14 protein-coding genes are annotated in these 14,277 nt (G+C 67.7%); 8 read left to right on the forward strand and 6 right to left on the reverse strand.

Going from position 1 to position 14,277, the window contains the following annotated elements; translation table 11 throughout:
* Nucleotides 1-3: 3 nt before the first annotated feature.
* The 3 genes from NM962_18730 to NM962_18740 are packed head-to-tail and all read left to right on the forward strand — an operon-like array spanning nucleotide 4 to nucleotide 2,194.
* A complete protein-coding gene (locus NM962_18730; protein ID UVO11928.1) occupies nucleotides 4-471 on the forward strand; it encodes an SRPBCC family protein in 468 nt (155 codons plus the stop codon).
* Nucleotides 472-479: 8 nt separating this feature from the next.
* A complete protein-coding gene (locus NM962_18735) occupies nucleotides 480-1,355 on the forward strand; it encodes a class II glutamine amidotransferase (protein UVO11929.1) in 876 nt (291 codons plus the stop codon).
* Entirely contained in the window at nucleotides 1,352-2,194 is an 843-nt protein-coding gene (locus NM962_18740) for a patatin-like phospholipase family protein (GenBank protein ID UVO11930.1), read from the forward strand. Before NM962_18735 ends, NM962_18740 begins: the two co-directional genes overlap by 4 nt.
* Here the strand turns inward: NM962_18740 and NM962_18745 are convergent.
* Nucleotides 2,191-3,249 carry a patatin-like phospholipase family protein gene (locus NM962_18745; GenBank protein ID UVO11931.1) on the reverse strand — a complete coding sequence of 353 codons (1,059 nt, stop codon included), beginning with the start codon at nucleotides 3,247-3,249 and terminating at the stop codon, nucleotides 2,191-2,193. The two genes, NM962_18740 and NM962_18745, sit on opposite strands and share 4 nt — an antisense overlap.
* Nucleotides 3,250-3,526: 277 nt before the next feature.
* On the opposite strand from NM962_18745, the gene NM962_18750 reads away from it, so the two are divergent.
* Together NM962_18750 and NM962_18755 are read left to right on the forward strand one after the other, a co-directional pair.
* Nucleotides 3,527-4,072, forward strand: a complete 546-nt coding sequence (locus NM962_18750) for a cysteine dioxygenase family protein (GenBank protein UVO11932.1) — start codon at nucleotides 3,527-3,529, stop codon at nucleotides 4,070-4,072.
* Nucleotides 4,069-4,545 carry a rhodanese-like domain-containing protein gene (locus NM962_18755; protein ID UVO11933.1) on the forward strand — a complete coding sequence of 159 codons (477 nt, stop codon included), beginning with the start codon at nucleotides 4,069-4,071 and terminating at the stop codon, nucleotides 4,543-4,545. Before NM962_18750 ends, NM962_18755 begins: the two co-directional genes overlap by 4 nt.
* On the opposite strand, the gene NM962_18760 is transcribed toward NM962_18755, so the two are convergent.
* From NM962_18760 to NM962_18770, 3 genes are read right to left on the reverse strand one after another with little or no spacing between them, the layout of a single operon-like run.
* The gene (locus tag NM962_18760; GenBank protein ID UVO11934.1) at nucleotides 4,477-6,177 is read right to left on the reverse strand and encodes an alpha/beta-hydrolase family protein; all 1,701 of its coding nucleotides are present in this window, start codon (nucleotides 6,175-6,177) and stop codon (nucleotides 4,477-4,479) included. The two genes, NM962_18755 and NM962_18760, sit on opposite strands and share 69 nt — an antisense overlap.
* A gap of 10 nt (nucleotides 6,178-6,187) precedes the next feature.
* Nucleotides 6,188-6,970 carry an enoyl-CoA hydratase gene (locus tag NM962_18765; protein ID UVO11935.1) on the reverse strand — a complete coding sequence of 261 codons (783 nt, stop codon included), beginning with the start codon at nucleotides 6,968-6,970 and terminating at the stop codon, nucleotides 6,188-6,190.
* Between the two features lie 9 nt (nucleotides 6,971-6,979).
* Nucleotides 6,980-8,017 (reverse strand): enoyl-CoA hydratase/isomerase family protein, encoded by a 1,038-nt coding sequence (locus NM962_18770; protein UVO11936.1) that lies wholly within the window; start codon nucleotides 8,015-8,017, stop codon nucleotides 6,980-6,982.
* Between the two features lie 157 nt (nucleotides 8,018-8,174).
* Between NM962_18770 and NM962_18775 the strand changes: the two genes are divergently transcribed.
* Complete coding sequence (locus NM962_18775; GenBank protein UVO11937.1) at nucleotides 8,175-9,038, forward strand: Bax inhibitor-1/YccA family protein; 864 nt, start codon at nucleotides 8,175-8,177, stop codon at nucleotides 9,036-9,038.
* Between the two features lie 312 nt (nucleotides 9,039-9,350).
* On the opposite strand, the gene NM962_18780 is transcribed toward NM962_18775, so the two are convergent.
* Nucleotides 9,351-10,568, reverse strand: coding sequence for an acetyl-CoA C-acetyltransferase (locus NM962_18780; protein ID UVO11938.1), 1,218 nt, complete (start codon nucleotides 10,566-10,568; stop codon nucleotides 9,351-9,353).
* 35 nt (nucleotides 10,569-10,603) lie between these two features.
* Nucleotides 10,604-11,458 (reverse strand): SGNH/GDSL hydrolase family protein, encoded by an 855-nt coding sequence (locus NM962_18785; protein UVO11939.1) that lies wholly within the window; start codon nucleotides 11,456-11,458, stop codon nucleotides 10,604-10,606.
* A gap of 182 nt (nucleotides 11,459-11,640) precedes the next feature.
* On the opposite strand from NM962_18785, the gene NM962_18790 reads away from it, so the two are divergent.
* Together NM962_18790 and NM962_18795 are read left to right on the forward strand one after the other, a co-directional pair.
* The gene (locus NM962_18790; protein ID UVO11940.1) at nucleotides 11,641-12,693 is read left to right on the forward strand and encodes an alpha/beta hydrolase; all 1,053 of its coding nucleotides are present in this window, start codon (nucleotides 11,641-11,643) and stop codon (nucleotides 12,691-12,693) included.
* Nucleotides 12,694-12,819: 126 nt separating this feature from the next.
* Complete coding sequence (locus tag NM962_18795; protein ID UVO14824.1) at nucleotides 12,820-14,214, forward strand: cystathionine beta-synthase; 1,395 nt, start codon at nucleotides 12,820-12,822, stop codon at nucleotides 14,212-14,214.
* Nucleotides 14,215-14,277: the final 63 nt, after the last annotated feature.

A 14,277-nucleotide genomic window follows, 5' to 3' on the forward strand; every position in this document is an offset into this window, starting at 1 on the left:
CTGATGGTCCTGGTTGTCGAGCAGTCTCGGACGGTACATGTGACCGTCGCCGACGCGTTTGCCGGAACATTGCCATTGCCGCTGCCGGAGCTCTTCCGTCGCTGGTACGGGCCGATCCCGCCGATCAGGGAAGTTCGGGGTCAAACCGGTAATTGGGCGAGCGTCGGGCAGACCCGCACCGTCCTGCTGACCGGCGGTGGCAGCATGCGCGAGGAGTTGACCGAGGTCGACCCGCCTCGGGCGTTCGCCTACCGCCTCACCGACATCACCGGCCCCATGGCGCCATTGGTGGCCTACGTCGAGGGCCGTTGGCAGTTCGCACCCGCTGGTTCGGGCACCACGGTCACCTGGAGCTGGGTCATCCACCCGCGGTCGCGGCTGGCCGCGCCGTTGCTGCCGGTGCTGGGCTGGCTGTGGAAGGGCTACGCGCGTCAGGCGTTGGCGCGACTGTCCGTCCTGCTGGAGGGCTGAGTCCGCCGATGTGCCGACTTTTCGGGCTGCACGCCGGGACCGATGCCGTCACCGCCACCTTCTGGCTGCTCGACGCTCCGGACAACCTCGCCGAGCAGAGTCGACGCAACCCGGACGGCACCGGGATCGGCGTCTTCGACGCCAACGGGGTGCCGCACCTGCGCAAAGAACCGATAGCAGCCTGGCAGGATGCCGAATTCTCCACTGAGGCAAACGAACTGACCGGAACTACGTTCGTCGCGCATGTGCGTTACGCAACCACCGGCGTGCGGGACGTCGCCAACACCCACCCTTTCTTGCAGGACGGCCGGATCTTCGCGCACAACGGCGTGCTGCGTGGTCTCGATGCCATCGACGAGCGACTTCGCGAAGTCGGCACCGCGGATCTGGTTGGGGGACAGACCGATTCCGAGCGGGTCTTCGCACTGATCACCGGTTGCGTCCGTGCGCATGACGGCGATATCGGTGCCAGCCTGCGCGACGCGGTCGGCTGGCTGGCAGCCAATGTGCCGATCTATGCGCTCAACATCCTGCTCGCCACGGCCACCGACATGTGGGCGCTGCGCTACCCCGAGACTCACGAGCTGTATCTGCTGGACCGTCGCGATGGATCCACACCGGTCGGGCTGGACCTGCAAACTCCGCGGATCCGGGCGCACTCCGCGCAGCTGCGGGGCCGCCCGGCGGTGGTGTTCGCCAGCGAGCCGATGGACACCGACCCGCGCTGGCATTTGATCGCCCCCGGGGAACTGGTACACGTCGACGCCGGGCTGAGCATCACCACCGAGCTGGCCTTCCCCGAGGCTCCGTCCCGGCAACTGCGCCGGGAAGATCTGACTGCCGCTGCCCGGGAGGCTCAACACCCATGGAAAGGACGGAAATGACGGTCAAACGCGCCCTGGTGCTTGGCGGCGGTGGGGTAGCGGGCATCGCCTGGGAGACCGGCGTCTTGTGCGGCATCGCCGACGAATCACCGGACACCGCAAGGGAACTGCTGGAATCCGCTGTGCTGGTGGGGACATCGGCCGGGTCGGCGGTGGCCGCCCAGATCGGCAGCGGGCTGGGCCTGGAACAGTTGTTCGCCCGCCAGATTTCGGAGACCTGCTCTGAGATCGATCCCGGTGTCGGTGCCGATGCGCTGACCGAGCTGTTCGTCGCGGCGATCACCGAGCCCAACACCACCACCGCGCAGAAGCTGCAGGGCATCGGCGCGGTTGCCCTGGCGGCGCAGACGGTTGCCGCACCGGTGCGACGGGGAATCATCGCCGACCGTCTGCCGTCACACGAGTGGCCGGAGCGCACGCTGCGGATCACCGCGATCGACATCGACACCGGGGAGCTGACGGTCTTCGACCGCGACTCGGGGGTGGAACTCATCGACGCGGTGGCGGCCAGTTGCGCGGTACCGGGCGCTTGGCCTCCGGTGGTACTGGGCACGCGCCGCTACATGGACGGTGGGGTGCGCAGCACGGTCAACCTCGATGTGGCCGCCGACTGCGACGAGGCCGTGCTGTTGGTGCCCACCGGGGGCGGGGTCGACGGTGAGATCGCCGCGTTCGACGGTCGCGTGTGCGCAGTACTGGCCGACGATGACGCGCTGCGCTCCTTCGGCGGCAATCCGCTCGACCCGGCGTGCCGGCTGCCGTCGGCGCAGGCCGGACGCGAACAGGGCCGACGGCAGGCCGGCGCGATCGCCGAGTTCTTGGCTGGCTCTAGGGGTTAGAGCGATTTCGCTGCGTCGAGAGCGCGGGCGGCGAGTTCTCGGCCCAGGTCGATCAATTCCGCGGCGCGGTGGAAGTCCAGACTGCGGCAGGCGACGCGAGGCACCTCGATCAGCAGATCGGGCGGGTGCGACGCGAGCTGATGGCGCGCCAGCGCCGCCTGGGCGATATCGATGGTTCGGTTCATCACCTCGAAGCTGCCGAGTTTGGGCACCACCTCGGGAGTGGACTCCTCGTCCTCGCCGGGCCGATGCGGCGGTCCCAGCTTCGCCTCTCCTTCGTCGAGCCTCGCTGAACCGCCGGCTTCGGACTCACCACTGCTGAACCGGTCCAGGATCGCCCGCGCCGTCGGCCGGTCCAACAGCGAGCGCGCGCCGCTGGTGTCCAGCAACGCAGACGTACTGCGCCACATGCGATTCAACCGACCAGCCGGCGCATCCTTCTCGGAATCGTCGGCGGCCGGGCCGGCGGCAGTAGGGTCGCCACCGTTGAGGCTGACAGCCAGCGTCAGGTCGGCGTTGACGGCGCTCAGCGGGGCCATCGGCAGCGGGTCAAGGATGCCGCCGTCGGCGAGCAGGCGCCCATCGACCACGTGAGGTGCGATCACCCCGGGGATCGCGATCGACGCGCGAATCGCGGTATCGACCGGGCCGCGCTGCAGCCACACCGATCGGCCCGCGATCAGATCGGTCGCCACAGCGGTAAAGGGAATCGGCAGCTCTTCGATGTTGATGTCACCCAAGATGTCGCGGACGACATCGAGAATCTTCTCGGCCCGTAGCACCCCCGCCGCAGTGAACGACGGATCCAGCAGGCGCAGCACCGCGCCCTGCGTCAGCGACTTGGCCCACTCGGCGAAGTCATCGAGCCGGCCGGCGGCCTGCAGCCCGCCCACCAGCGCCCCCATCGACGATCCGGAGATCCCCACGATGTCGTAGCCGCGGTCGCGCAGCTCGGCGATCACCCCGATGTGGGCATAGCCGCGCGCACCGCCGCTGCCCAGCACCAGCGCCACCCGGTGCGCCCGGTGCGCGCGGGATTCCGCAGCAGAGGTCATATCCACCATTTTGCGGGCTATATCCCGCCAGTTCTTTCCGTCATTGCGATTACAACCGTAATGCCGATAGGAAACAGCAGGTCACAGTGGGTATCGCTGGGCTGGGAGAGCCGGAACTTCCGCCCCGCGACTGACGCGCCGATGCGTCCGGCGCGGCACCCGGATAGCATGGCCGCTGTGATGGAGCACGTCGGATTCCAGGGTTGTTGTTGCCGCAGCTGAATGCTGCCGCCGACCCTTTTCTCGAATCCAGCCCATCCCCTTTGGAGTTCTCACCATGGTTATCGCCGATCCCATCGCGTTGCGCCGCCCGGCGGCCCGGCCACGGGCGCTGCGCCTGCCCGACCTCTTACAGACCACCGACCTAGCCGCCGACGCGGTGCTGCAAGGTCGCTACAACCACCTGCTGCCCGCATCTGGGCTGCCCGACGACCAGCGTTGGTTCGCCCGAATCCACGGTGACGAGCGGCTCGACATCTGGCTGATCAGCTGGGTGCCGGGACATGCCACCGAACTGCACGATCACGGCGACTCGCTCGGTGCGCTGACCGTGCTGTCCGGCTCATTGGATGAGTTCCACTGGAATGGTCGCGAGCTGGCGCAACGACGGCTGGACGCCGGGGACCAGGCCGCGTTCACCCAGGGCTGGGTGCACGACGTGGTCTGGGCGCCCCCGACAAACCAGTTGGAACCGGCCGCCCCGACGCTGAGCGTGCACGCCTACTCGCCGCCACTGGCGGAAATGTCCTACTACGACGTCGCGCAGGACCATACTCTGCGTAGGCAGCGCACCGAACTCACCCAGCACCCGGAGGCGTCATGACCACCACCCACGTCACCAGCCGCATCGATCACTTGCTCGAATCGGCCCGCGCCAAGCTGCACCGGCTGACCGCTGACGAGGTGCCCGAGGCGCTGCGCGACGGCGCATACCTGGTCGACATCCGTCCGGCGGCCCAGCGTGCGGACGAAGGTCAGGTGCCGCAAGCGCTGGTGATCGAGCGCAACGTGCTGGAGTGGCGCTGCGACCCGACCAGCGATGCTCGGCTGCCGCAGGCGGTCGACGACGACGTGCAGTGGATCATCCTGTGCTCGCAGGGCTACACCTCGAGCCTGGCCGCGGCTGCGCTGCAGGACTTGGGGCTGCACCGCGCTACCGATGTCATCGGCGGCTATCAGGCCCTGGCCGCCGTCGGGGAACTGGTGGAGCCGGCTCCACTGGCCGCACTAAGCGTTGGAGTGCAACAGGGGTCGGAGTCGTTCAGTCTTCTCCGGGGTCCACGCCGCTGGATGTAGGATCGCCGCCCACGCATTGGCGGCGTCGGCGACGTAGCTGTGGCCGTGGCCGTCGGGCACATCGATCGCCACTGCCATGTCGGCGGAGACCTGCAGGAACGTCACGATCGGGGTCCAGCGCACCTGCGGCAGCACGTCGTAGCCGCGAGGCTCTTTCAGCCAGTCGGGCTTGTGGTACAGCAGGTCCGGATGCCACCAGGCGATCGGGTCGGAGGCGTGCTGTAGGTACACCACGCGTGGCGTATCCGGTGCGCCCCAAGGGTTGTCGGGGCGGTCCAGGTCGTCCGGGCGGGCCACGAACCGCACGGCGCGGCCGTCGTGGTAGATCGGCAGCCATTGCGGGGAACCGGGATCGCGGTTGATGGTCAGGTCTGTCCAGATGGTGTTCTGAAAGGTGGGACCGGAGAACAGTGCACCGTCGGTACGCGCCAGCACGTTGTTGAGGCTCATGAAGGAGGCCTCGCCACCGAAGGAGCCGAGGCTTTCGCCGAACACCACCAGCTTGGGCCGCTGCGCCTCCGGTAGGGCCCGCACCTGTTTGTCGACGGCTTCGAACAGGGCCTGGCCGGCCTGGCGCGCGTTCTCCTTGTCGACCAGGAAGGACAGCCAGCTGGGCAGGAACGAGTACTGCATGCTCACGATCGCGGTGTCGCCGTTGAACATGTACTCCAGCGCCGAGGCCTCCGCCTCGTTGATCCAGCCGGTGCCCGTCGTGGTGGCCACCGCGACTACCTCGCGGCTCAGTCCGCCGGTGCGGGCCAGTTCGGCCGCGGCCAGCTCAGCGGTCTCCTTGATCCCGTGGGCCGAGTTCAGGCCGGCGTAGGCCCGAATCGGTTCGGTGGCCGGTGTGCCGTTGAACTCACTGAGTTGCGCGACGGTGGGTCCACCGGCGACGAAGATGCGGCCCTGATGGCCCAACGACTCCCATGAGGCCAGCGACTCCGGCCCGCCGGAACGCAGCCGGGTCGACGGGGCGGCCCGGTCGGGGCTGGCCTCCTCGTTGACCGAAGCAAAGGTGCTGTTCATGACGTGCATCGCGGTCTTGAGCACCAGACCGTTGAGTACCGCCACAAACAGAGCAATCAGCAACGACACCGCGACTACGGCCGAAACACGCGGCGGGGCAACCCGTTCGAGCTGGCGGACCAGAAAGCGGATCAGCATCCGGATCAGTTGGCCGATCTCGACCAGGATGAACAGCGTGACCACCGCTATCGCGCCGGCTTGGGGGTAGTTGTACCAAGTCAGCCGCGGCACACCCATCAGGTCGCGCATCTGGTCCTGCCAGCCGTGGATCGTCCACACCACCCATAGATGGACGATCGCCGCGGTGGGGATGAGCACCAGCCAGGCCCATCGGGGGGCCGGTGGGCTGGTGTCCTTCGAGCGCATGTAGCGGACCAGCCAGACGCTGAACACGCCCAGGGCATAGCCGATGGCGCCCGAGCCGCCGCTGACCAAACCCTGGAACAGCGGCCCGCGCGGCAGCAGCGACGGCGTCAGCGACAGCCACAGGAACACCAGGCCCACCGCGGTGCCGGTGAACGTGTAGTGCCGGACCCACCAGGGTGCGCGCGCGGTCGCTTCCGGGATTGGGCCCGCGGTTGCGGTGTCGGTGGCTGTCGCGCTCATCGGGATCGACTCAGCGGTGGGTGAAGTTCGGCGGGCGCTTCTCGGTGAACGCCGCCATGCCCTCGGTCTGGTCATCGGTGGCGAACGCGGAGTGGAACAGTCGACGCTCGTAGAGCAGTCCTTCGGCCAAAGTGGATTCGAAGGCCCGGTTGACGGCTTCCTTGGCCATCCGGGCGGCCGACAGGCTCATCCCGGCGATGGTGGCGGCGACCTTGCCGGCCTCGGCCAGCAGATCGTCGGCAGGCACCATGCGGGACACCAGGCCGGACCGCTCGGCCTCGGCGGCGTCGATGGTGCGACCGGTCAGGATCAGGTCCATCGCCTTGGCCTTGCCGATGGCCCGGGTCAGGCGCTGGGAGCCGCCCATGCCGGGTAGCACGCCCAGCTTGATCTCCGGCTGGCCGAACTTGGCGGTGTCGGCGGCGATCAGCAGGTCGCACATCATCGCCAGCTCGCAGCCGCCGCCCAGGGCGAACCCGGCCACCGCGGCGATGGTCGGGGTGCGTACCGCGGCCAGCTTGGACCAGGCGGCGAAGAAATCGGCGGCGAAGACCTCGGCGAAACTCAGATCGGCCATCTCTTTGATGTCGGCTCCGGCGGCGAACGCCTTGGCGCTGCCGGTGATGATGATCGCCCCGATGCCGGGATCGGCGTCGAATTCGGCTGCGGCGGCGGTGACTTCATTCATCACCTGGCTGTTGAGGGCGTTGAGCGCCTGCGGCCGGTTCAAGGTGATGGTGCCGACGCGGCCGTCGCGGTCGACGAGGATGGTCTCGTACTTGTTCTGGCTCATGGTGACTCCTTAGAAGGTCAGGTCGGGTTCGGCGGAAACGAAGTAGCTTTCGATGTCGGCGGCGGTCACCTCGGCCAGCGTCGCCGGCGACCACTGCGGATTGCGGTCCTTGTCGACCAGCTGGGCGCGGATTCCCTCCACCAGATCATGCGAGCGCAGCGACGCGCACGACACCCGGTACTCCTGAATCAGAACGTCTTCCAGGCTGGCGAGCTGGGCCGTCCGGCGCACCGCCTCCAACGTCACCGCGCAGGCGATCGGGGACCGGGTGCCGATCAGTTCGGCCGCGGCGTTGGCGTCGGGGCTGGCGTGGCCGGCCAGCGCGTCCACGATCTGCGCGACGGTGTCGTGCGCGTAGCACTCATCGATCCAGTCACGGTGTGCGGCAAGCTGACTCGGCGGTGCGTCGACCGCGTATGCGGCCAGGGCGTTGGCCACTCCGTCGGCGACGATCGCCGCGGTGAAGGCCTCCAGCGCCGCGTGCGGCACATAGTGGTCGGCGAAACCCAGGGCGATGGCGTCCGGACCGGAGAACGGTGCGCCGGTCAATGCCGCGTGCAGACCGAGCCGGCCGGGGGAGCGCGAGAGCAGGTAGGTGCCGCCGACATCGGGGATGAAGCCGATACCGACCTCGGGCATGGCCATCTTGGTGGTGTCGGTGACCACTCGGGTGTTGGCGTGTGCGCCGACTCCGACGCCGCCGCCCATCACGATGCCGTCCATCAACGACACGTACGGCTTGGGGTACCCGCCGATCTGAGCGTTGAGCAGGTACTCGTCGTACCAGAATCGGCGCGCGTCGGCGCCGTCGGCTTTGGCGCTGTGATAGATCGCGACCACGTCGCCGCCGGCGCACAGTCCGCGCTCGCCGGCCCCGGTGAGTACCACCGCCGTGACCGCCGGATCCTCGGCCCAGGTGGACAGCGCCGCGGTCATGGCGGTCACCATCGGAAGGTTCAGTGAGTTGATCGCCTTCGGACGGTTGAGTGTCAGCAGGCCGACCCCGTTGTCAACGTGGGCCAGGACCTCGTCAGATTCACCTGTCACGCCTTCGCAATGTAGATCCCTACGCGCGGTCACTGATCCGCGGGTAAGGTTTGGCGGCAGAGCGGCCCGAACGCCGTCGGGAACTCCGGCGGGTCGGGAAACGTTGATTCAGTATTCGTAACCCTTCGCTTCACAGCCCCAAGAGAGGATCGGGACGGTGCGGGAGACCAGCAACCCGGTATTTCGTTCGTTGCCCAAACAGGGCGGCTACGCGCAGTTCGGAACCGGCTTAGGACAAGCCACGGCCGGTGCGACTCAGCAGATGAGCCAGGCCTACCAGGTCGACCCGTCGCTGGCGCAGTACCAGCAGCGGGAGGTCACTCGCCCGCTGACCATCGATGACGTCGTCACCAAGACCGGCATCACGCTGGGCGTGCTGAGCGTGGCGGCGATCATCTCCTTCTTCATGGTGTCGGCCAATCAGGCGCTGGCCGGGCCGCTGACCTTCGTCGGCGCGTTCGGCGGCCTTGCCGTGGTCATGGTGGCCATGTTCGCCCGCAAGCAGGACAACAAGGCGGTGGTGCTCAGCTACGCGGTGCTGGAGGGCTTGTTCCTCGGCGCCATCTCCTGGGTGCTGACCGCCTTCACGGTGGGGACCGGCAACGCCGGCTCGATGATCGGCCAAGCCGTGATGGGCACGCTCGGGGTGTTCGGCGGCATGCTGGTGGTCTACAAGACCGGTGCCATTCGGGTCACCCCCAAGTTCACCCGGATGCTTGTCGCCGGCATGTTCGGTGTGCTGGCCCTGATGATCGGCAACCTGGTGCTGTCGCTGTTCGGCGTCGGCGGCGGTGAGGGCCTGGGCCTGCGCAGCGGCGGGACGCTGTCCATCATCTTCTCGCTGGTGTGCATCGGGATCGCCGCGTTCAGCTTCCTGATCGACTTCGACGCCGCTGACCAGCTGATCCGTGCCGGCGCGCCGGAGAAGGCCGCCTGGGGCATCGCACTGGGCCTGACCGTGACCCTGGTCTGGCTGTACCTGGAGATCCTGCGGCTGCTCAGCTACTTCCAGAGCGAGTGACCCGCTAGCTTTCCCCGTTGACTCTGCGCTGAGGGCGCGAAAGTGCGAGTAGCACCCGCCCTCAGCGCAGAGTCGTTTTTTGTGTCGGTGGCCCCGGGCAGGCCGCAGTTCGTCAAAGATGCGAAGACGCTGGAATACATCCAGAGCGTCGGCTAGACGCACATCACGGTGCTCGCCGAACACCGGGGCTACGACGTCGTCCGCCGCGTCAGCGAAGCCTGGGATGCCCTAAAGCGACGTTGACTCTGCGCTGACCAGGCGAGTTACTCGCACTTTTGCCTGGTAGGCGCAGAGTCAACGGGAAAACCGGAACTAGGAGAGCCGCTCGACCACCATGGCCATGCCCTGGCCGCCGCCGACACACATGGTCTCGACGCCGAACTGCTTGTCGTGGGTCGCCAAGTTGTTCAGCAGGGTGGCGGTGATGCGGGCGCCGGTCATACCGAACGGGTGGCCCAGGGCGATCGCCCCGCCGGACACGTTCAGCTTGTCCTCGTCGATGCCCAGCTCGCGAGCCGAGCCGAGCACCTGCACCGCGAAGGCCTCATTGATCTCGAACAGGTCGATGTCGGAGACCGACATCTTGGCGTTCGCCAGCGCCTTCTTGACGGCCTCGATCGGGCCCAGGCCCATGATCTCCGGCGACAGGCCCGACACCCCGGTGGACACGATCCGGGCCAGCGGCTTGAGGCCCAGGTCCTTGGCCTTGGCGTCGCTGGTGATGATCACCGCGGCGGCGCCGTCGTTCAGCGGGCAGGCGTTGCCGGCGGTGATCGTGCCGTTGGGCCGGAACACCGGCTTCAGCTGGCTGATCTTCTCGTAGGTGGTGCCGGCACGCGGGCCGTCGTCGGTGCTCACCACGGTGCCGTCGGGCAGCGTGACCGGCGAGATCTCCCGGGCGAAGAAGCCGCTGTTGATGGCCTCTTCGGCGCGGTTCTGGCTGCGCACGCCCCAGTGGTCCTGGTCCTCGCGGCTGATCCCGGTGTGCAGCACCACGTTCTCGGCGGTCTGGCCCATCGCGATGTAGACGTCGGGCAGCAGGCCGTCGGCGCGCGGGTCGTGCCACTCGGTGGCACCGGCCGCGGCGGCCTCCGAGCGAGCCATTCCCTCGTTGAACAGCGGGTTCTTGCTGTTCGGGGCGCCGTCGGCGGCACCGATACCGAACTGCGAGACGGTCTCCACACCGGCGGAGATGAATGCGTCACCCTCGCCGGCCTTGATCGCGTGGAACGCCATCCGGGTGGTCTGCAGCGACGACGAGCAGTACCGGTTCACCGTGGTGCCGGGCAGGAAGTCGTAGCCGAGCAGCACCGAGACCACGCGCCCGATGTTGTAGCCAGAGGCGCCGCCCGGCTGCCCACAGCCCATCATCAGGTCGTCGATCTCGCGCGGGTCCAGCGCGGGCACCTTGTCCAGGGCGGCGCGCACCATCTGGGCGGCGAGGTCGTCGGGCCGCATGGTGACCAGGGATCCCTTACCGGCCCGGCCGATCGGCGAACGCGCAGTTGAGACGATTACAGCTTCAGGCACTTCTGGCTCCTTGAGATCGGGTAATAGAGCCGAATCTAGCCCGACGAGGCCACTACGCGGGAATCGGGCCGGTCCAGCACAGCGCAGAGGGCCGGGATCATTTGGCCCGCCGCCAGAGCGTAACCCGCCGCCGACGGGTGGTACTGGTCCGCGGCGAACAGCAGTTCGGGACTGTCGTGGAACTCCCGGGCCCGGAAGTCGGCGAAGGGCACGGCAATACCGCCAGCTGCTTTGACCGCAAGGGTCTGCGCCCGGGCCAGCTGGCACGCCCGGGCGTGTGCGACCCAGCGCAGCGGCCGCGGTATCGCGCTGATCGCCCCGAACTTGGGGCAGGTGCCCACGATCACCACCGCGCCGCTGGCGCGCAGTCGCTTTACCGCGGCGCGCAGTCGCTGCACCGAGCCGGCGATGCTGTGCAGTGCGGTCACGTCATTGGCGCCGATCATGATCACGGCAACGTCCGGTGGTGGACCCGCGACGAACATCGCGTCCACCTGCCCGGCCAGGCCCTTGGAGGTGGCACCCACAATTGCCTTAGTGCTCAACCGAATCCGCGATCCGGTGCGCTCCGCCAGTGCTCTGGCGATCAGCGCGCCGGGTACCTCTGCCGCCGAACGGCAGCCGTAGCCGGTCGCGGTGGAGTCGCCGAAGACCATCAGCTGCAGATCGACATTCGCCCCGCGGCGAAACGGCTGAACTTCGGTGTCGTCGGGACCGTATAAACCGTCAGCACGCGGTGGAAGATCCCAAGCCTTGGGGATCGTCTGACGGGCCCGGTCGGCCTGGCCCGCCAGAAGATTGCGCACACCCAGATAGAGGGTGCCGCCAAAAGCGAACACGCCCGCAGTGGCCAGCGTGACCGCCGAACCTCGCGTTGCCCCGATCGCCATGTCGGTGATTCTAGGGAAAGGACGCCCATGTCACCTGAGCGCAGCAAACAAATATGGTCACGAAGCGGACCCGATGCAGTATCGGAACGAATCGTAAGATTTCTTCTCAATTTTTCGCGTGTGACGATAAGTGGAACCGCGTTGGCTGTGCCGGCCCGGGCCGGCTGGAGGGAGTGTCCGTCATGACCGCACCCGACACAATTCCCAGCTCGTTACGTGTTCGTACCCGCCTGTATCCCAGTCCGCGACCCTACCGTTACGGCCGTCATGACGGGCTGCCCGTCGAGGTTTCCGAGGAGTCGACCAGCGTCGAGGGCCGGATGGCGTGGCTGGCGGCCCGGGCCACCATTCGGCCGGTTCTCTCGGTCGGCAGCTACCTTCCGAGGATGCCGTGGCCGTTCGGATTGCTCGACTTCGCCGCGAAGGCGATGTTGCCGGCGCCGGGCACCATCCGCGCCACCATCCGGCTGCCGCGCTGCAAAGCCCAGATGGTGCGCGCTGCCGGTGTCCTGCCCGCCGACGGCACCCGTCGCGTCGTGCTCTACATGCACGGCGGGGCCTTTCTGACCTGTGGGGCCAACACCCACGGCCGGCTCGTCACCAAGCTGTCGAAGTATGCCGACAGTCCGGTCTTGGTGGTGGAGTACCGGATGATCCCGAAGTACTCCATCGCCGACGCGGTCGACGACTGTTACGACGCCTACCGTTGGCTGCGCCGTCAGGGGTACGAACCCGACCAGATCGTGCTGGCCGGCGATTCAGCCGGCGGCTATCTGTCGCTGGCGCTGGCCGAGCGACTGTTGGACGAAAGCGAGGAGGAAGTGCCGGCCGCCATCGTCGCGATGTCGCCGCTGCTAGAGATCGCCAAGGAAGCCAAGAAGGCACACCCCAATATCCATACCGGTGCGATGTTCCCGCCCAAGGCATTTGACGCGTTGGTGGAACTGGTCGAAGCGGCCGCCCGCCGCGACCGTACCCATGGCAGTGAAGTTCTCGAGCCGCTGCAGCATGTCCGGCCCGGGCTTCCGCGCACCCTGATCCACGTCTCCGGCTCCGAGGTGTTGCTGCACGACGCCCGGCTGGGGGCCAACGTGCTCGCGGCCGCCGGTGTACCGGTGGAGCTGCGGGTGTGGCCCGGCCAGATTCACGTCTTCCAGATCGCCGCCCCGTTCGTGCCGGAGGCCACCCGCTCGTTGCGCCAGATCGGCGAATACATCCGGGAAGCCACCGGTTGAACGGCCCGGGTGAAGGCCCGTCGAGCCTCGCTGAACCGCCGGGTTCGTGGGGCGGTCCCAGCTTCGGCTCTCCTCCGTCGAGCCTCGCTGAACCGCCGGGGCAAATAACCTGAGACGATGGCAGGCATGCGGATAGCGAGCCACATCAGTGAACTCATCGGCAACACCCCACTCGTCGAGCTGAATTCGATCGTTCCCCCCGGCGCAGGCCGGGTGGTGGCCAAAGTCGAGTACCTCAACCCGGGTGCCAGTTCCAAGGACCGCATCGCGGTGAAGATGATCGACGCGGCCGAGGCCAGCGGCGCACTCAAGCCCGGCGGCACCATCGTCGAACCCACTTCCGGCAACACCGGTGTCGGCCTGGCGCTGGTGGCCCAGCGCCGCGGCTACAAGTGCGTGTTCGTCTGCCCGGACAAGGTCAGCGAGGACAAACAGAACGTGTTGCGGGCCTACGGCGCCGAAGTGGTGGTGTGCCCGACGGCCGTACCACCGGACGACCCGGCCAGCTACTACAGCGTCTCCAACCGGCTGGTCGAGGAGATCGAGGGCGCCTGGAAGCCGGATCAGTACTCCAACCCCGCGGGCCCCGAGAGTCATTACGAGACCACGGGTCCCGAGATCTGGGGCGACACCGACGGCCAGATCACCCATTTCGTCGCCGGGATTGGAACCGGCGGCACCATCACCGGCACCGGCCGCTACCTCAAAGAGGTATCGGAAGGCCGGGTTCAGATCATCGGCGCGGACCCCGAAGGTTCGGTGTATTCCGGCGGTACCGGCCGGCCGTATCTGGTGGAAGGCGTCGGCGAGGACTTCTGGCCGGCCGCCTACGACCCCAGCATTCCCGACGGCATCATCGCGGTCTCCGACGCGGATTCGTTCGACATGACCCGGCGCCTGGCCCGGGAGGAGGCGCTGCTGGTCGGTGGCTCCTGCGGGATGGCCGTGGTGGCGGCCGTCGAGACCGCCGTCAAAGCCGGCCCCGACTCACTGGTCGTCGTTCTGCTGCCCGACGGCGGGCGCGGCTACATGTCGAAGCTGTTCAATGACTCCTGGATGTCGTCCTACGGGTTCCTGCGATCCCGGCTGGACGGTTCGACGGTGCAACCCACGGTCGCCGACGTGCTGCGGGCCAAGTCGGGGGTGCTGCCGGACCTGGTGCACACCCATCCGGCCGAGACTCTGCGCGACGCCATCGGGATCCTGCGGGAGTACGGGGTATCGCAGATGCCCGTCGTCGGCGCCGAACCGCCGGTGATGGCCGGAGAGGTGGCCGGCAGCGTGTCCGAACGCGATCTGCTCTCCGCGGTGTTCGAGGGCCGCGCGAAGCTTGCCGACGCGGTGTCGCAGCACATGGGACCGCCGCTGCCGCTCATCGGGTCCGGCGAGGTCGTCGGCGTCGCCGCCACCACGTTGGCCGAGGTCGACGCGGTGATGGTGGTGGAGGACGGCAAACCGGTGGGCGTCATCACTCGCCACGACCTGTTGGGCTTTTTGTCCGACGGGCCACGCCGCCGATAAGGCGTTGACGTTCACTGTCCTGCGGTAGCGTTTGGACCGTTCACCGACACGACCCGAAAGGGT

The organism is Mycobacterium sp. SVM_VP21 (assembly GCA_024758765.1).
GTDB lineage: Bacteria > Actinomycetota > Actinomycetes > Mycobacteriales > Mycobacteriaceae > Mycobacterium > Mycobacterium heraklionense_C.